Below are 18125 nucleotides of genomic sequence, written 5' to 3' on the forward strand. Positions count from 1 at the left end.
ACCGTTTCTGCCGTGACCCTCTTTCCAAACATGCACACACTAACCCACAATCCGCTGTATCGCCGCCTCAGCCAGCTACTCGCTGCGCGAGAATTCCCTCGACTGTGGTCGCTGATTCCCCTGGAATGGTGGTCCTCATGACGAGCGAACCGGGACCGTACCGTCGGTCTGGCTCTGGGGAGCATGAACCACGGCTACCAGATATCGATGATTCCGAGATCCAGAACGCGGTTTCGACACGTATCCACGGTCGGACGAGTGACAACGTCGGCCCAGACGGGGATGATGCAGACGCTAGTGGCGGAGCCGACGAGAGTCACTCAACCACTTCCCCGGTCGATGAACCAACCCAATCGGACGGTGATTTGGACGGGCCCGATTCTGGTGACTTATCCGACAACGCTGACGATGATGGGTTCCGTCCGTATATCAAAATCACGCCGGCTCGTGAGCAGGTAACGCCAGACCACGTCGTCAAGGGACTCTTTGGCCTCTACCGGGCTGGGAGTGGCCGAGAGATGCCGTTCCATCTCGAACGCCGGCTTTCGTTTGTGAGCACACAGCGGACGTTCGAGTTCCTGATTCACAAGCCAGCAGATACCCGCCGATTCGACTTCTACCTCGGCGTTCGGCCCTACGAGGTCGAGGCTCTCGAACACCTCGCAGCGAACGTCCGTGCGATGTATCCCGAGAGCTTCCACTTCGAAATCGTCCCGTTCGCCACGACCGATATCTTCGTCGACGACGTCGAGCCCGCTGGTGCGACGCTCGCGGACCTGGCCGCGTTCGAAGGTATCGACGAACTCGTTGAACTAGACGGCTTCGAACCAGACCTTCTCGACACAGCTGAAGATACTGGCGACGAATCTCGACGTGGCGCGAATGGCGACCCGACGCCGCCGGCGATGGTACGCTGGGAGGGCGTTGAGACGAAGAACAACGACTGGATGACGTTGCTCTCGCAGTTCAGTGAGATCTCAGTCGACATCGAGGATTCGTTTCGGTCACCTCTGAGTGTTCTCCTCGAACAGGCCACAGAGACGGACGAACCGTTTGTCTTCCAGGCCGTCTTCACACCTCGTCGTGACTGGACGAAGGAAGCAGAGGTCCAGAAACGGAATCTCAAGATGGGGACGACTGGTGTCTTCAGTTCGTTCAAGCAGGAGGCAGCCGCGATGCTCCTTGGTACATCGGAAGAAGAGCGACGGCAGCGTCACCGGCCCGATACTCCTGAGCAGATCGGGGGGACCATCTCCGGCGGCGGGGACGGACAATCAACCCGACACAGCCGCATGGGACAGATAGACCTGAAACAGCCGACCGTGACGTTCGACGTCTCCCTACGAGCGGCCGGCGAACCGAGCATTGTGAACGGTATCACAGGAGCATTCACTGCTCTCAGTGGTCCGTACTACGGCGTTGAGGGGGCGAATGTCGGCCACGTCGGGCGTGAGTTCGATGTCTTTTGCCGGTCGCGACTGAGCACGACGAGTATTCGAGAGCGTTTCCAGAGCAAGAACCCGATCATCGTCGCTAGCCCGGACGAACTCGCCAACTTCGTTACTGTGCCCAGCACGGGCGCGCTTCCGAAGGCAAGTCGTGGTGCGTCTGGTGGCGCTCCAGACGCTCGATCACCGCTGACCGCGACCGACGAAGAGTTGCTTGCGGAATTCGACTCGGGGATGTGCATCGGTGAGGCTGAAACGGCATCTCCCGACCGCGACAACATCCCCATCAGTCTCACTGCCGAGCAACTCACCCATCACGTACTCAGAGCGTCGACGACGGGTGGCGGGAAGACGACCGCGATGATCAACGACGGTCTCAGCGCGTACGATCAACTCGACGGGCCGACATTCATCTTCGACAAGAAGGGCGGCAGCATGGCAACAGAGTACAAACGAGCGCACTTCCGGCAGTTTGGCGACCTCGACGACATCGTCCATCTCCCGGTTCCAGGGCCGAACGGCGAACTACCTGCGTTCCCGTTCTTCGACATCCGCCCCCAGATCGCGGCTGGCATGAGTCGTGAGGCAGCTGTTCAGGAGAAAATCGACCGCTACAACGAACTACTGGAGTACGTCCTTGGTGACGAACAACACAACCAGGCGTTCGTCGCACAGGAGATTCTCAGCAATCTCATCGGTGCGTTGTTCGACCCGGTGTACGGCCAGGATGCGTACGCCATCAGCGACCTCCTCAATGCGGCCACGAAGATGCAGACCGAGCAGACGATTCCCGAGGTCAGCGATCCAGAGCTTCACGCGACGCTCACGCGCCACTTCAGTGCCGAGGAACGACGGTTCGCCACGTCGATCGACGCCGTTCTCAACCGCATCACGAAGCTGAAAGAGCGAGATTTCATCTGGCGAATGCTGAACTTCGTTCCCGAATGGGACGGTGAAGCCCAGCGGTATGCTGACGAGCAGATGCTGCTCGACCTCGATGGGCTCCTCGATTCGAAGTCGGTCGTGCTGATCGATACCGGCGAGTTCCGACCCGCGTCGAGTAATGTCTTCACGGTGCTGATGCTGGATTATCTCTGGTCGTGGGTGCGACTCCGAAAGCGATGGAACCGGACCGCTCTCGACCCTGCCGACGGCTACTGTGTGAACCTGATCATCGACGAGGCCGCACCGATTATGCAGTCCAGTCTCGTCCGGGACGAGATGATTCCTGACGCCCGTGAGTTCGCTCTCGCGTTCGAACTCATCGTTCACTTCCCGGAGCAGGTCAAACGTGACGCACTCGATACGCGGGCCTACAAGGAAATCCTCCGCAACATTAACACCAAGCTCATCGGCAAGCTCGCAATCGACGACGAGCTGGCGACGACGTTGTTCCACGAGGAACTCGACCCCGTCGCCCTCTCGAACCGGATAGCGTCACTCCCTCGTGGTGAGTGGCTTGCACAGTTACCCGACACCGGCTTCATGACCGACACACCGGAACTGGTGACACTCAAGCCGCTTCCCGTCCCGGACGGACACAGCGACGGAGAGGAGCCGGTCGACGCGGGCACGTACAGCCCGACGGCAGAGATGACTTTTCAGGAGGCAGACGAACTCCAGTGGTCACGTACTCGATTCACGTATTGTCTCGTCCCCGGCGTCAACAGCCCGCCGGATGCCGCCCAGCGTGCAGCCCGCTATGGAACCGGGCCGATGAACAGCGCGACAACTGAACGACCTCCGATGCCTCCGGACGGAGACCAGAATGCTGAGCAGCCCGACTCCGAAGAAATAGACGAGCCTCGGAACTCGGATGAACAGGACTCTCAGGTGGAGCCCCATCCCGACTCTGCTATTGGCGGGGCTTCCAACGAGTTCGGAACCGTTCTCGGAAACGGCTCGCCATCACAGGATCACTTGGATGAGTCGAAGGAGAGGGACACCTCCGGAACGGAGGGCCCTACCGCAGATGCCACACACCACGTCTCTGATCTTCCAGCGACACCGGGGCCTGCGAAGAATCTTGACCGGATAAGTGACCTGACAGACACAGCACGGCAGTTCCTTCGAGACGTAATCGCGGGGATCAACGGCGAACTGGATGGATACGACCTGACACAGTCGATGACCGACATCCGGGATGCGATAGAGGGAGAGGTCGACGAAGAGCAGTTGGTGGAAGACGGATTCCTCGAAATCCAGCGCGTGTACGGTCGGAAGTACTACTACGTGCCTCCAGCGGGACAGGCCGCAGCCAACAGGACGATCTACGCGGGCCGGAACAACGGAGACCTTTTCGAGAAAACGGCTCACAAGGTCTACGTTGAGTACATCGCTCGCCATCTGCGAAACCGGGGACTTCTCGTCGAAACCTATTACGAGCCGATGGCCGGCGGGATGGTGTTCGACGTTGCCGCGTTCCTTCCGCGTGACGACGGAAGCCGAACGCTCGCGGTGATAGCTGAGGTGGTGACGAATATCCGTCCGGAATTGATGGTCAAACACTACGACGATCTCGCGTCGTTCGAGGGGGTCAGGAAGATGTGGGTAGTCCCGCATACGGACGTCGCCCACGAAATTATCAGAGCACTGGCCGATGCTGGACGCCTTGAGAACGTACCCCACAAAACTACCAAGAACTATGCACGTCTCTCAGAGGAAGCGTTCGACAATCCCCGCGAATGGCGATTCGTCGGCGGTCGCAATATCATCGAATCAGTCGACCAAGTCGAGGAGGATTCCGAGGGATGATGATCTGCGTCACTAGTTGGGCGCACCGGGCGCTCCATAGAGTCTCTAAAGCGACCTCCTGCTTTCCTGCGTCTATCGATGAAACACCTAGAATAGGTCTTGGAAGGAGAGGGAACGCAGGTCCGCACGAGCAGCGCGCAGTCATACGGTTTTGGGCGCACGGGCTCGTTTCGGAGAGGGTACAGAGTGCACGGCGCCGCACTGAGGTTTATCGCGGTGCCGAATCGGCCGTGAATACGACAGAAACAGTTCCCCGTTCTATCCATGTCCAGCAGTGAAATCGACGAGCGTCTGATTCCAGATAGATTGGCCGAGTGTGAGCAATGGATTTGCTGGCAAGAGGTCGAACGTGATGGGAAGCCAACAAAGGTTCCGATCAAGCCCTACCACACCAATGGAACCCCGAACGCCAGTGCGACGGATCCTGCAACGTGGCGTGGTCTCCAGATCGCTCTTGAGTTCCACCAGAGCGACCGTGTCGATACCGATGGGATTGGATTCGTCTTCGCACCTAAGACATCCATCGTTGGCGTCGACCTAGACGACTGCCGTGAGCCTGATACTGGCGACCTCACTGACTGGGCTAGTGACATCGTCGAGCGCCTCGATTCCTATACCGAAGTGTCTCCATCAGGACGCGGTGTTCACGTCCTTCTCGAAGGAGAACTTCCGCCGGGTCGTAATCGGCGTGGTGATGTCGAAATGTACGACGAGGCTCGGTTCTTCACCGTCACGACCGACCACGTTGACGGGACACCTGAGACGATTGCTCGCCGGCAAGACGCACTGCTCGGTGTCCACTACGAATACGTTCAGACATCACCCGATTCGGATACTGAGGCAGTTGACCTCGACCAGGCAGTCGACGCGGCAGCGGAGACTGGAAACGAGGTACGGGGTGGCGGATCTACTGGCGATGGACCCAATGGAGAATCCGATGATGGGAAACCACAAGCTCTCGGTTCGAAGTCGAGTCTATATGCTCGCTACGGACTCGATTTCCCGGACATAGAAGATCCGGCGCTCGAAGTCGCCCTGCACAGTTCCAGCGTAGATGCCCTTCCCGATGATCCTCCCACTACACTCGACGAAATAGCTGGTCCAGGTGTTGACCTCGATGATGACGCACTCTTGGAGCAGGCGATGGCCTCGAAAAGTGGCGACACCATCGCGGCTCTCTACGATGGAGATAAGGAACTCTGGGCATCGCCCGAGAGCCGATATCCCTCGCAGTCGGAGGCAGACATGGGACTGTGTTTCTACCTGGGGTTTTGGACCGGTGGCCATCCCGAACGGATGGATCGCTTGTTCCGAGATTCCGGCCTCTACCGGGGCAAGTGGGATCGGGTCCACTTCGCGAACGGCGCGACCTATGGGGACGTCTGTATCTCCCGGACGCTCCTGACTATTGATGACTACTACACACCGCCAACGAATCAAGAGCGTTCAACACCTGACGACCGAGAGGAAAATCTGGATGAGGCGCCAGCCTCGGAGGCGTCGATTCATGATACTGGTTCTAGTCCCGTTGGTACCGGAGCCGTTGACGACGCTCGTCGTTTAGCTGCAAAGGTACAACGTCAACAACGTGAGCTTGAGGAGAAGCGTGAGCGGATTGCAGAATTAGAGACTCTTCTGCGTCAGTATCGGACCGCTCTAGGGATCGACCCTACCAGTGAGAAGACTCTCCTCAGAGAACAGGGGAACACAGACACTGCCACCGGAAACGGTAGCCGAAGTCACTCAATACACCAGTCCTCGACTGAACGAAATGGTGACAGTGAATCCAACGACAGTGCCGAGCTACATTCCAATGGCCGGGGCAAGCACGACAGGGAGAATACGGCTGCCGATGACGGTCTCCCGTCTCGTGAAGAGGTTAGTGGGGTCTCAAAAGAGGGCAACCCATCCTCGAGCAGACTACTCGACCGCCTTCGCCGGCGACTATCTTGAGACGCCGTTATAGTTGGCTACTCTCACTGGATGGAACATTTGGCATCACGTGACTATGGCTGCATATCGACCCACAGTAGTTCGGTAATGGGTGGCATTTATTTATCAGTGACTTGTGGTTCTATCTCACCGTCTAGCTTTACTCATGAAGGAAGCCCTGGAACTACTTTGCACGGGAGATCTTCACCTCGGCCGTCACCCGAGTCGGATCCCGGATGATCTGGATAGTCCCGAGCTGTCGCCGAAAGCTGTCTGGCTGTCGACGGTCCAGGAAGCAATCGACCGGGATGTCGATACGGTCGTGGTTGCTGGTGATATTGTTGATCAAGAGAATCGCTATTTCGAGGCGTATGGCGCGTTCGAAGACGGGGTTGCACAACTCGACGAAGCGGGGATTCCAGTCGTCGTGGTAGCCGGGAACCACGACTTCGACGCCCTCCCTGATATGGTCGATAACCTCGACTCCGATACGCTCCAGTTCCTCGGGAGAGAGGGTCAGTGGGAACGCTGGACGCTCGAACAGAACGGCGAGCCGGTAGCACACTTCGATGGCTGGTCGTTCTCGGCTGAACACGTTTACGAGTCCCCACTCGAAGAGCACGAGCTTCCGACGACCGATGACGCGCCCCAGATTGGCGTACTTCACGCCGACCTCGACTCGCGAGGAAGCCGATACGCACCGGTTCTGTCCAGCGAACTCCGCGACACCGCAGCAGATGCTTGGCTACTCGGTCACATTCACAGTCCGGGGATCCGGATCGACTCGCAACCACTGGCGTTGTACTCGGGGTCGCCGCAACCCCTCGATCCGGGTGAACAGCAGGCCCACGGCCCGTGGACGATTACGATACCCGAAACCGGAGATGTACGAGCTGAACAGATCCCTCTGGCATCCGTTCGATACGACCAAGTTACGGTCGACGTGTCCGAGGTAGACGACCCACAGGAAGCGACCGCTGTAATTTCGGAGGAGATCAAAGACCACGTTCGAGCCGAGCTCGATACGAGGTCGCTGGAGCTCAGCCTCGTTCGCGTTCGTCTAACTGGACGGACGGATGCGCACTCGGCGCTCGTCGATCAGCATCGATCGATGGAGCGTGACCTCGGATTCCGGGAGGGGTCGGTTTCGGTCCGGATCGAATCGATCGATGTCGATACCCGGTCCGCAATCGATCTTGAAGACCTTGCAGAAGGGGACAATGCAGCTGCGTACCTCGCTGACCTCCTGCTCGAAATCGAGAACGGTGATCCTCACGAAACCTACAGCGAGGTGGTTGACGACTCGTTAGCAGCGCTACGGCAGACTCATAGTGCGAATGCGTACAACCCGCTTCGACGCGAGACTGAACTCGAGGATCCGGACGACGCTGACGCTATCGAGCATCTCGAACAGCAAGCACGGGTGCTGCTCGATACCCTACTCACTCAAAAGGAGGGGAAGGCGTGACTAGGGACCCGATCTGCTTCGAGGAAATCCAGATCGTCCAAGCTCCTGGGTTCGAAACTGGCGGCTTCTCTGTCGACGACCTGTGCTCCGGCATCAATGTCGTTCACGGGCCGAATGCAGCAGGAAAGACGACGCTCGCTGAATCGCTCGAATGGCTTTGCTGGCCTGAGACCGCCGACGAGCGTGCATCCCTCGTTGGGCAGCTCTCGCTGAATGGTGAGGACTGGCGAGTCGAAGTCGACAATGGGCGCACGAGCTACCAACGTGACGGCCAGGAGGCGAATGGTCCGAGCCTGCCTCCGGCCGATCAACGCGACCGCTACCGTCTCTCCCTCCATGACCTGCTCCAGCGGGACAATAACAACGAATCGTTCGCAGAGATAATCGAGCGAGAATCGGCTGGTGGCTACGACCTCTCCGCAGCATACGACGAGCTCGGATATTCGGATTCTCCGAGCCGAGCCAACAGGAACGTCGTCCAGAACGCCAAAGGAGCGATTCAGGAGTTGCGTGAGGCGCGGAACGAGGTTTCCGAACTCCGCAAAGAGCAGAACGAACTCTCTCGGTTACGGAATGAACTGGAGGCAGCGCGTCGAGCACAGGAGCGCTCTGAACTGCTCGAGCAGGCGATCGACTACGCACAGGCGAGGAACAAACTGGAGCAGGCTGAATCGAGACTCGACGAGTTGCCCGATATCTTAGATTTGGTCGACGGGGACGAAATCGAAAGCGTTCGATCCCTCGAAGATGACATCGACGAATGGACCGACAAAAAAGACGAGGCCGAGAAAACGAAAACGGACGCTCAAGAACGGCTTGACGAGGCTGACCTTCCTGAAGAGGGCCTCCCGACAGGCCGTATCGACCATCTGAAAGACCTTCGCGATGACCTCGATTCTGCGGAGGACCGGAAACGCGATCTCCAGGGAGACTTGGCTGACGCCAAACAGCAGCGAGAAACTGCACGAGAGGACATTCCTTTGGAGGTCAATACCGAGGACCTCGTTGACTTGGAGCCCGTCACGTGGAAGACTGTCTCGAAGTTCGCACGAGAGGCCGAGGAACTCCAGTCCGAGCGTGAAACCCGGCAGGCCGTCCAGCGACTACTGGAGGACAGAGAACATTCCGGGGCTGACTTACCTACACTCCAACGATCTACTCGCTCGTTGGAAGAGTGGCTGGCTGCCTCCGAATCTACCGCTTCGAACGCCGGTTCGGAAGCATACCGTATCGCAGTGTTCTCAGCTGTTTCCCTCGCCTCTACTGCCGTCGCGTTGGGGCTTCTGGTAAATCCATTGCTGTTCTCCATCCTAGCCGTAGCTGTTGGTATCTTCTGGTATGGGCGTCGTGCTCGCTCACAGTCGGCAGATGGGAGCGATTCACGGAACTCTCACCGCGAATCGTTCGAGAAAACGAGCTTGAAACCGCCGGAGGCGTGGAACCAGGACGCGGTTCGGTCCCGCTTAATGGAACTGTACAGCAAAATAGCAGAACATGAATTAGATAAGCAGCGTGCAGATTGGCGTGACACTTTAGCAAGGGATTCAGACACGCTCGAACAGAAAGAACAGGATCTGGAGGAAACGCGTGCCAAACTCCAAGACCAGTTAGGCGCCGCGCCAGATGCGTCTGATGTCGAACTCGCCGTGATCTCCAAGCGAGTACTCGACTGGCAGGAAGCCCACGACGAGGTCGAAGGACTCCAAGAGAGCATCGACACCGTCGACGAGCAAATCGAGACCGCCCGCGACGAACTCCAAGCGAAACTCGATCCCTACGGCTACGACGACATCCAGAGTTCCGGTGAGACGACCGAGACCATCCGGAACCTCGAGAACCGCGAACAGCAACGCGAAGCCGCACAGCGGGACCTTGACCAAGCCACCGGGACGATTCAGGAAGCGACTGTGAAAATAGATGCTCTGGAGGCCGAACACGACGAGATCTTTGCGGATCTAGATCTCGATTCCGATGATCACGATCGGTTGGAAGAGCTCTGTGAGCAGGTCGACGCATACGAATCGGCTGCGGAGGATGTACGAGAGGCCGAAATCCGGGCGAACACGGACATGGAAGAAATCGAAAGCTACCCGGGCTTTGAACCAGACCTCAAGGAGCAAGAGATTGCTGACCTCAGAGAAGAGCTCCGTGAGGCGGAACGAACTGCAGAAGATTTCGACGACCTGCAGTCACGGATTGCCGATATCAAGGCAGAGATCCGGCAGGCGAAGTCCGACGATCAAATTGAAACGGCGCTTGCGGAGCGCGATAGGGCGCTTGATGATCTGAAAGATCAACTCGAGGACGACTGTGCTGCGATGGTCGGTGACGTACTGGTAGATCACGTTCAGGAGGCGACGATGGAGACGAGTCGCCCTGACGTCTTCGAGCGTGCTCGAAAAATCCTGACGACGATCACTCGCGGCCGGTATCGGTTGGACTTCGACGAGAACGACGCGGAGTTCCGTGCGTTCGACGAATCCAAACAGAAGGGCCTCTCGCTCAACGAGCTTTCGAGCGGTACTCGGGTGCAGGTCCTGCTCGCCGTCCGAATCGCCTTCGTTGAACAGCAGGAACAGGGCGTTCGGATTCCACTTCTCCTCGACGAGACGCTCGCAAATACCGACGATCGCAGGGCGAAGACCATCATCGAGTCGACGATTGAACTCGCTCGGAACGGTCGGCAAGTCTTCTATTTCACCGCACAGGGCGACGAAGTGGCGAAGTGGACTGCTGCACTGGAGAGCACGAACGGCGTCAACCACGAAATCATCGACCTCGCAACCGTCCGTGACGTCGACGACTCTGTCCATATCCCTGAGCTGGAATCTATCGAATCATTCACTCCGAAGGTCCCTAGTCGAGACGGTCACGACCACGCCTCGTATGGGGACGAGCTCGAGGTGGACTCGTTCAATCCGCACCGTAGCGCGGGGACGGCGCACCTGTGGTACCTGGTCGACGATGTCGAAACTCTCCATCAACTCCTGGAGCTCGGGATCGGGCACTGGGGGCAGCTGAATAACCTTCTCCAGTGGGGCAACGGAGACCTCTCCTCCGTTGATTCCGACCAGATAACAATAGTAGAGGAGAACGCTGCGGCGCTGAACGAGTTCGTCGACGCTTGGAAGGTTGGTCGTGGCGAGCCCGTTGATCGAGAGGTTCTCGAAGCCTCTGGCGCTGTGAGCGGTAACTTCATCGACGAGGTCACTGCCCTTGCCGAATCGGTCAATGGGGATGGAAGACAGATCGTCGAAGCTCTGCACAATGGCGAGGTAAACCGTTTCCGTAGCGGGAAAGCGGACAAGCTGGAAACGCACCTCGAAGAGAACGGGTACCTCGAACCTCGTGATACGCTGGATCAGGGCCAGATTCGTGCCCGGGCTATTGAGCGCTACCTCGACGAAGGCGTCTCTCGTGACGAGGCTAAAGACAGGACCGACGAGCTGCTTTCACGCTTGGGCGAGGCCTGATTCTCTGACTTTGCTGATTACATTATTAGTCGATCCAATTGATGTGTGCCGCTCAGAGAACACATTCCACACTCGATCTGAACAACGTTTCACCCCTTCAACTCTCGGTAGAGGTCAAGACACAGTTTCAGAGGAACTACTGGGCTGCTTCATCGATGGCCCTAACAAACTCCTCAGCGTGTTGTGATCCGATCAGAACTGCGCGCCCCTTGGTCCGTTCAATCCAGACCCCCCGATTGCCCCTAACGTTGTATACGATTTTCCCGGGCGCCCATCGAATCCCCCAGCCGCCGAATTCACGAAGTGGCCCGTACTGTTTGGATTCGTACCGCTCGATTTCCGACCACGAAATGTGACGGAACGTACGGTGAAGCGGCCACATTTTGAAATAGATACCGTCGGCTCTAACTTCGGTCTGGAGACGAATACTGTAGACTAGTCCAGCGATCACGACGACGATGGCGAACCCTCCCCACGCGATAGGCCCTAACACAAGCATCAGAAGTGCGATCCCCCCGAGAAGTACCCAGATCCACGGCTGGCGAAATCTCTGTACTTCACGAAACAGTGGGTCGCGCTCCATAGGTGAGTCGTACAAAATAGTCGCTACGCGGTAAGGGTTCCTCCGGACAGCAATATACAATGTGCCAGATTTGCGTGTGATATGTAGCACAGCCGGAGTGCTTTCTCATTTGTTGGGGGAGAATAAGGCTGATTCTCTCAGACTGCTCTCAGATTTCGTGGCCTGCTAGCGACTGAGTCTGGGATTTATCATACCCAAGGGGATGAGGAGAATCAGAGAGGGAGCGACGAAAACACATCTTGATAGCGAATCAGTGTGTCTCGAACGCTTACTCCAGTTCCTCCTCGGAGAACAACGATGTCCAGTACTGTTGCCCCTGACCTGCAGAATCGTATCCAGACCATCAGCGACGCATTTGCGGAGTTCGACGAGTCTCAAGTTAACGATGGAAGTGACCCGACGTTCGTCCTCGACCAGCGCGATATCGAGGACCAACTGGAGCGGATGTGCGCCTACCGAGTTCCGGTGAACGAGGCTGTTCGAACCGTCGTTCGGAAGGCCTGCACCGATGCCAACCTCGACCGAGACGATCTCACTGACGACCTCGCCAAACTGGCTGGCTACGGCGGCCGTCCCCAGAAGGCCACTCGGACGATGCTCAACAGCATCGATGAGGCCGACAAGTGGGTCGACGTCGTCGCTGAAGTCGTCGAACTGTGGGAGCCCCGGAGCGAAAAGATCGCCCAGGTCGGACTGCTGGGTGACGAGTCTGGCCGACTCAAGTTCGTCGCGTGGGCCAGTGCCGACCTGCCGGAACTCGAAGAGGGTGGTACCTACAAATTCGACAGCGTCGTCACCGACGAGTACCAAGGTCGGTTCTCGGTGAGTTGCAACTCCGCTACCTCGATCAGCGAGACAGACCATTCCGTCGAGGTCAGCGACGGCACGACCGAAGTCGTCGGGAGCATCGTCGACGTCCAGGAAGGTTCGGGCCTCATCAAGCGCTGTGGACAGGATGACTGCACTCGCGTTCTCCGGAACGGCCGATGTGCCGAACACGGAAAGCGTGACGGCGACTTCGATCTCCGGATCAAAGCGATCCTCGACGACGGGGAGCGGTCGGTCAGCGTGCTGTTCAACGAGGAAGCGACGGAAGCAGTCACCGGCATCTCGTTGGACGATGCGACGACGATGGCGATGGACGCACTCTCGACTGATGTCGTCGCCGACGAGATCAGCGAGCAGCTCCTGGGTCGCCGGTTCCGGCTCGCCGGCAGCGTCTTCGGGACCTACTTCCTGGTGGACGAAGCCGAAGAGACCGACGCTGTCTCAGCCGGGTTCGATGTAGGTGCAGTCGCACCAGCGCTCACGCAGCGCCAGCCAGCTACGCGGCTCTTGGCTGATGAGCTCAACGCGACTACGCATACGTTCCAAGAATCCGACGAAGAGCGCGCTCCTGTGTACGGCCTGACGCCAACTGGGATCGGCATCAACCGGGTGTTCGTCGTCGGGACGCTTACTGAGACGGCTGATGTCGGAAACGATTCGGAGTACTGGCAGGGGAAAGTGTTCGCAGCTAGTTCCCCCGTCTACGTCTACGCCGGTCAGTACCAGCCCGAAGCGATGGCAGCGCTCCGAGCAGCGGAGACTCCCACCTACGTCGCGATCGTCGGCAAGATTCGGACCTACGAGTCGGGAGATCGGGTCAACGTCGCCATCGAGCCAGAGTCGATAACCGAGGTTGATGAGTCGACTCGGGAAGCGTGGGTCGCTGAAGCGGCGGCTCAGACCAGTGGTCGGATCGAGGCGTTCGAGGCAGGGGAGGCCCCGTTCGGTTCTCAGGCACAGGACGAATACGGTGAAAGCATCAGTGATCTCCGAGAGGCCGTCGTCGCTATTGAGGACGGCAACTCTCACGACAGCGAAGTGTAGACGCGGCCGTTCAGAATCTGCTTCTTCTATTGCCCCCTCAGATATATGTTGCTCTGGCTTTGTTGAAATACTCAGAAGATGATATATTCTGCCTCAGCGGGGTCAATACAGTGAACTCAAATATCAGTCAACCTGGTGACTTACCCGCCACCTGTCAGGAACACCGTACGAGATACAGAGCATATATTCAGCAAGCAGCCAATCGACTGAGTTCTCCTGTGGGGGTAGTCGGCCGCGTGGGCGTTGCCTTCGTGCCCCTGCTTCCCGCAATTACGATCGCGCAGTGGCCCGCTTCGCCCCGATACCGAGCGCAACTACCCCGACACCGGCGACACCTAGGAGGAAGATCCGCAGGACAGCACAGAGCCCCGCCAGACACCGTCTCTGTGAGGCGCGGACGAGGTAGTGGGTGTCGCCGTCGCTGACGACCGTGACACCGGCTGTATCGGTGCCGTACTCGAACTCCTCGGGCCATCGGTTCGTGCGGATCGTTATGTCCTCGCCGGCCGCCGCTCGCCCTTTCCGGAACACGCTCTGTGCCTCCGGGTCGAGTTCGTCGTACGCGTACACCGCCGTATCGCGCTCACTCGCGTTCGCGGCGGTGTCGGCATCGCTCGCCATGACGTGCAGTCGGTAGGCCTCGCCCGGCACTGCCGTGTACAGCCACAGGCCGCCGACGAGGGCCAGCACGCCGAAAGCGAGGAGGATCAGGGACCTTGAGTCCATTGTCCGCACTCGTCACACCACTGTAAAGTGCTTTCTGCCCTCTGGAGGGCGGTGTTTAGTTAAGCGTGAAAAGTGAGGCGGATGACGAACCTCCTCTTTTTCGAACTGTTTCAGCCACGTCGAACCAGAAACAGGTCACACACTTACCGCGCCCAACGGCTACTTCTCAGGAGTCTATTAGAAAAGCCGTGCAAGACTTAGGGGGCGCACGTATCGGTTAAGATAGGGAGATTGCTCAGCAAATCGTGTACGTCGATGAGGGAGTACCGTCTTCCTGAATCATCACATATGCGCCTCCATAACACTGATTCGTCTTGATAGTTACCTGCCCGGTTTCATTACGCGCAGTCCAATAGATCTGAAACGTCTCGATACCTTCAGGAGACGCTCTATCGGTGTTGTAGACCTCTCGATCTTCGTCGGGGTCAAGTACATAACTCTGATTGTGAACGGTCTCCCCCGTCGCATTTCGTAGAACAGTAATGTCGAACGATGCGCTCTCATTGCCATAGTTTTCAAGATACACTGGATGATCTGAGGCCGGTTGTTCCGAAGCGGGAGTCCCCAAACATCCAGTTACGAATAATATCGCTGTGAAAGCACAGAACGCCTTCAGCCAGCGGTCACGCATGACTTGAGCATATAGTAATCAGCATGAATACTTTCTGTTGCATACGCAGACACAGTGAGCGGCTGTTTCACACCAGAACCTGTCTGAAGAAGAGGGTTTCAACAGAGCCGATGCTCTTTACAAACTCAATATATGCTCGTCCTTGAGGAGTCCATCTAGATATGACAGGAAAGCGTAGTATCAACGCCACCGTTACCCCACAAAATTGCCACATATTTGGTAGTGTGGGGTAACTACACTGTCTACAATTGCTCCCGTTCAGGTGTTCGGAAAGAGGGGTTAGATTTCTGAGTCCTTAGGGGACTCTGGTTGCTACAGTTCGTTACGGTTCAGTGGTTACCTTCCTGCCAGTCATCGTCTCCGCATCAGACGTTCCAACGCTCTCAACGTTTTCCTGTGCGAGCCACCAGTCAGGTGTCCAGTCCGTCACCGGGAACACCCAGCTCTCAGAACCCCGCCAGTACGCAATGGGATTCTTCGGCACTGGTTTGCCAATCGTCTTTGGGCCAGTTCGCTGATGGCGTCGGTGCTGTCGTGACTTTTGAGCCGTCGCAGCATTGAATGACGGTTCGTCACGTTCCGATTCGTCACTTGCGCGTTCGAGAATCGTGAGTTCGCTGTCTCGACGAGTCTCGAAGGTGGCTTCGTTGCCGTACCACCCTTTAATGACATTCTCAACACGGACAACGTCTCCGACGTGCAGTTCGGGGAAGCGGTGTGAGCGGATGAGCGTTCGACCGCCGAAATCCGTTGGATCTGGCGTTGGTCGCGTCTCATCCCACTCGCTTTTCGCCCAAATTGCAAACCGTATCGTCCCGGTCTCGTCCTGAAGTACGCCGGCCTGCTTGATTCCGGGGTGAGTGTTCTCGAAGAGGATCGAAACACGACCCTGCGTGGAGAACCGTCCCTTCGTCTGTGCAGTCGACATATATCGGACGTTGCCGATCTTCTGGACGTTCTGGGGATCGTTCGCTTCGTCTTCGGCCTGTCTGAGCAGTGCATTCGTCGGCTTGACGCCACGGTTGACCCGCTCTGCGAGTGCGAGTGCAAGCGTCAGCGGACTCTTGCGCACCTCATAGACCTTCTCGAAGTCGTCACTCAGGAGTCGGTGCGCCATCGCACAGACTTCCTCGTGTTCGTCGGGATCCAGCTCGAGCAACGGGCGAAGGCGGTCCTTGTGGGCCTGCTTCGCTCGTTTCTCTCGGGCCTCAGCGAGTTCAGCCGCGGTGGGCCGGGTCGAAGCGAGTTCGTCGAAGCGGTTGTTCAGCCACTTCGCGTGACCGACTAGCTCGACGTCGTCGCTCAGTTCGCCAGGGTGGCAGATGCCATCCGTGACTTTGCGTTTCTCGGCCTCCAATGCGAGTGATCGCTCGATAGACTCCAGAGAGCTGCCTGCGAACTGCTCGGGCTCCGTGACCAGGTCACCGAGACGGACGTATTCGCCATCGGGGAGCAAGACCTCCAGATCGGCGGTCTCGAGTCCCGTGGTTGTCTCCGTCCGCTCAGCGTGGTCGTGGGTCTCTGCGTCGTCCGGTCGGTCGTACGCTTGCATCCGGCGGTCGACAGCTTTCGAAGTGGGTGTCGACGGCGTGTGTGCAGTCGTGCGGCCGGCGGATTCGTCGAGGCCACTGGCGACACCAACAACTTGTTCGCCGGTCGGATCGACGAATTTCGAGCTGGCGTTACCAGGGTTCCACGATGCGAGATCGCCTGCTGAATCGGGCTCGATGAGCGCGTCAGCGGGCTGGCCGTTCGCGTTCGTTCGGGCTCTCATGAGCTGTCCTCGTTCTGGGACGATGGGGTCGCCATCAGACGTGTACCCGTACAGTCCATCGACGGGTTCAGCACGCGTCCCAAAGTCCGTCTTCGCTGCCGTCCGCTCCGTGTAGACGTCACCATCTCCGCGCTGTTCCATCGCGACCTCGGGGTCGATTCGGGAGTCAGCGTTGGATGGGGCGTCGATGAGCGCCCAGAGAAGTCCTGCCAGTCTTGCGACCAGGCGAGTTCTCGTCGTGGGTTCAGTGGCGGAACGGCGCTGCTCTTGGTCTTCCCGGTAGGCCCGGAAGTACGGAGAGCGACCGTCTTCAGTACGCGTCGTTGCGGTCCCATGTTGATCGTTCGTCTGCTTCGTCGCCTCTATCGTCGCCGATAGGTTCTTATCTGCTGTGTTGCTACTCTTCATTGCATTACCTCAATGCAGCGTGAGGCTCTGGTCAGCCTCACATTCTACACTGCGTAGCGGAGCATAGGTATATCGCCGATAGAAGCTTCTAATTCGATGTTTTCGAAGGAATACCCACAGTCACCCCACACTCCAATTCCTGTTCGAACTACGTATATTGTCCTTCGAACTGCCCTCCATTGTTACCCCACAAACTACCATCTGTCCTAATCTGTGGGGTAACACTCTCCGAGATTAGAACCGAATCCCAGGGCAAATCCATTAATGTGGAACCAGCCACTACGAGATGGCACGAGGCATATTCGATGACTGGCGACGAAGATACTCAGACGAGTTCGCTCGAAGCGTTCCTGAGCGGGTCTGGTCTCGATCCAGAAACGCTCGGTGAGCCCCCACTTCGAGATGGTGAAGACCCGCTACTTTCACGCGACCGTGTCGAATTCGAGTCTGGCGACGAGTAGGTGGGTAATATGGACGGGATGGTTGAGTCTCTCGAAATAATTAGAACCTGACAGAGATGTCGTGCGAGATATAGGGCTCAAGTCGGCATGACCGCTCTGTTTCTTGCAGCTGCTCTCAACTGGATCACCTGCTCACTATGTATGCGTATCGAGTGTCGAGAGGAGAAATAAGCGATCGCGAAATTAAAAGTCGCCGTGATTATGCGGGCAGGCGCACGACGTATGCACGAGACCGGTTTTGTCAGGCTCGATTTGTTCCTGAAAGGCTCGTATTGACTGCATTCCGCCCCAAGGGTTTATCAGTATGAATATGATATGAATGTGTATGAGTAAGGGCGAACGCCGGAAAATCGGGAAGCGAGGGCAAGTGACGATCCCCAAAGAGCTCCGCGAACGGTTCGGAATTGAGGGAGGAGACGACGTCTTGATCCACGAAGAGGCAGGGAAACTCGTTATCGAGCGGCCAATCACTCGTGAAGAGTTGGCTGAGGGGTACCGCCAGCGTGCCCAACGGACCCGCGAACTCACCGACGAATTGGCGGGCGTCTCGACAGAGGCTAATGAAGACCTAGGCGATGCCCCAGAGTGGTAGTGA

At 57.7% G+C, this 18125-nt stretch carries 9 protein-coding genes and 1 pseudogene; 7 read left to right on the forward strand and 3 right to left on the reverse strand.

Translation table 11 applies throughout. The features are described 5' to 3' along the window. Window positions 1-137: 137 nt before the first annotated feature. The 4 genes from D3D01_RS16585 (at window position 138) to D3D01_RS16600 (ending at window position 11075) form a co-directional block, all read left to right on the forward strand. The gene (locus D3D01_RS16585) at window positions 138-4202 is read left to right on the forward strand and encodes an ATP-binding protein (RefSeq protein WP_147439942.1); all 4065 of its coding nucleotides are present in this window, start codon (window positions 138-140) and stop codon (window positions 4200-4202) included. Window positions 4203-4466: 264 nt separating this feature from the next. Beyond that, window positions 4467-6155: a hypothetical protein gene (locus D3D01_RS16590; RefSeq protein ID WP_121512999.1), complete on the forward strand. Its 1689-nt coding sequence runs from the start codon at window positions 4467-4469 to the stop codon at window positions 6153-6155. Window positions 6156-6300: 145 nt separating this feature from the next. Continuing rightward, entirely contained in the window at window positions 6301-7602 is a 1302-nt protein-coding gene (locus D3D01_RS16595) for a DNA repair exonuclease (RefSeq protein WP_121513000.1), read from the forward strand. Further along, window positions 7599-11075 carry an AAA family ATPase gene (locus D3D01_RS16600; protein WP_121513001.1) on the forward strand — a complete coding sequence of 1159 codons (3477 nt, stop codon included), beginning with the start codon at window positions 7599-7601 and terminating at the stop codon, window positions 11073-11075. The genes D3D01_RS16595 and D3D01_RS16600 overlap by 4 nt, the downstream gene beginning before the upstream one ends. Window positions 11076-11211: 136 nt before the next feature. Here D3D01_RS16600 and D3D01_RS16605 read toward each other — a convergent pair whose 3' ends face one another. After that, window positions 11212-11658, reverse strand: coding sequence for a hypothetical protein (locus D3D01_RS16605; protein ID WP_121513002.1), 447 nt, complete (start codon window positions 11656-11658; stop codon window positions 11212-11214). 342 nt (window positions 11659-12000) lie between these two features. Between D3D01_RS16605 and D3D01_RS25050 the strand changes: the two are divergent. Next, window positions 12001-12921: pseudogene (locus D3D01_RS25050) on the forward strand (replication factor A); the annotation flags it as partial. Between the two features lie 879 nt (window positions 12922-13800). On the opposite strand, the gene D3D01_RS16620 reads toward D3D01_RS25050, so the two are convergent. Together D3D01_RS16620 and D3D01_RS16625 are read right to left on the reverse strand one after the other, a co-directional pair. After that, window positions 13801-14256, reverse strand: coding sequence for a hypothetical protein (locus D3D01_RS16620; RefSeq protein WP_121513003.1), 456 nt, complete (start codon window positions 14254-14256; stop codon window positions 13801-13803). A 953-nt stretch (window positions 14257-15209) separates the two neighbouring features. Next, the gene (locus D3D01_RS16625; RefSeq protein WP_121513004.1) at window positions 15210-17069 is read right to left on the reverse strand and encodes a hypothetical protein; all 1860 of its coding nucleotides are present in this window, start codon (window positions 17067-17069) and stop codon (window positions 15210-15212) included. A 305-nt stretch (window positions 17070-17374) separates the two neighbouring features. On the opposite strand from D3D01_RS16625, the gene D3D01_RS23755 reads away from it, so the two are divergent. Both D3D01_RS23755 and D3D01_RS16630 read left to right on the forward strand, forming a co-directional pair. Then, window positions 17375-17530: a hypothetical protein gene (locus D3D01_RS23755; RefSeq protein WP_158600491.1), complete on the forward strand. Its 156-nt coding sequence runs from the start codon at window positions 17375-17377 to the stop codon at window positions 17528-17530. 325 nt (window positions 17531-17855) lie between these two features. Next, a complete protein-coding gene (locus D3D01_RS16630) occupies window positions 17856-18122 on the forward strand; it encodes an AbrB/MazE/SpoVT family DNA-binding domain-containing protein (protein ID WP_121513005.1) in 267 nt (88 codons plus the stop codon). Window positions 18123-18125: the final 3 nt, after the last annotated feature.

It is taken from the genome of Haloarcula sp. Atlit-7R (assembly GCF_003666065.1).
Taxonomy (GTDB): Archaea; Halobacteriota; Halobacteria; order Halobacteriales; family Haloarculaceae; genus Haloarcula; species Haloarcula taiwanensis.